Below are 643 nucleotides of genomic sequence, written 5' to 3'. Positions count from 1 at the left end.
GCAGCGCGCCGCCGGCGCCGAACTGGGCCGCGCGGTCGCGCAGTTCCAGCACCATGCGCTCGGCGGTCTTCTTGCCGATGCCCGGAATACGGGTCAGCGCGGTGATGTCCCCGGCCTGGACCATGCGCGCGAACTCCTCCACGCTGACCCCGGACAGCACGGCCAGCGCGATCTTCGCGCCAATGCCACTGACCTTCTGCACGTCGCGGAACAGGCGCCGTTCGCCCTCGCGCAGGAAGCCGTACAGCGAGACGCTGTCTTCCTTCTGCGCGTAATGGGTGTACAGGGTGACCTCGCGGCCGAGCTCGGGCAGGTCGTAGAAGGTGCTCATCGGCGCCTCCAGTTCGTAGCCCACGCCATTGACATCCACCACCAGCCACGGCGGCGCCTTGTAGGCGACGATGCCGCGCAGTCGACCGATCATTGCGTGCAGCTCCTCATTTGCGGCCCCACGCCTGGCGGGCACTGAGCCCCAGGCGGTTGGCCGTCGCCCTTACGTGGGCATGGGTGATTGCTACCGCCAACGCGTCGGCGGCGTCGGCCTGCAGCTTGGTTTTCAGGTTGAGCATGAGCCCGACCATGTGTTGGACCTGTTGTTTTTCCGCGCCGCCACGGCCCACCACCGCCAGCTTGATCTCGCTGG

The 643-nt window shown here is 67.5% G+C and carries 2 protein-coding genes; both read right to left on the bottom strand.

What is annotated here, in order from left to right:
• A partial coding sequence (gene ruvA / locus ARC23_RS20170; RefSeq protein WP_057498841.1) for a Holliday junction branch migration protein RuvA occupies nt 1-424 on the bottom strand: 424 nt, incomplete at its 3' end.
• A 13-nt stretch (nt 425-437) separates the two neighbouring features.
• On the bottom strand, nt 438-643 hold a 206-nt coding region (locus ARC23_RS20165), incomplete at its 5' end, for a crossover junction endodeoxyribonuclease RuvC (RefSeq protein ID WP_203226386.1).

The sequence above is a fragment of the Stenotrophomonas beteli genome, from assembly GCF_001431665.1.
Lineage (GTDB): Bacteria > Pseudomonadota > Gammaproteobacteria > Xanthomonadales > Xanthomonadaceae > Stenotrophomonas > Stenotrophomonas beteli.
The sequence above is the reverse complement of the archived record's forward strand: the minus strand, read 5'-3'. Positions and strand labels throughout refer to the sequence as shown.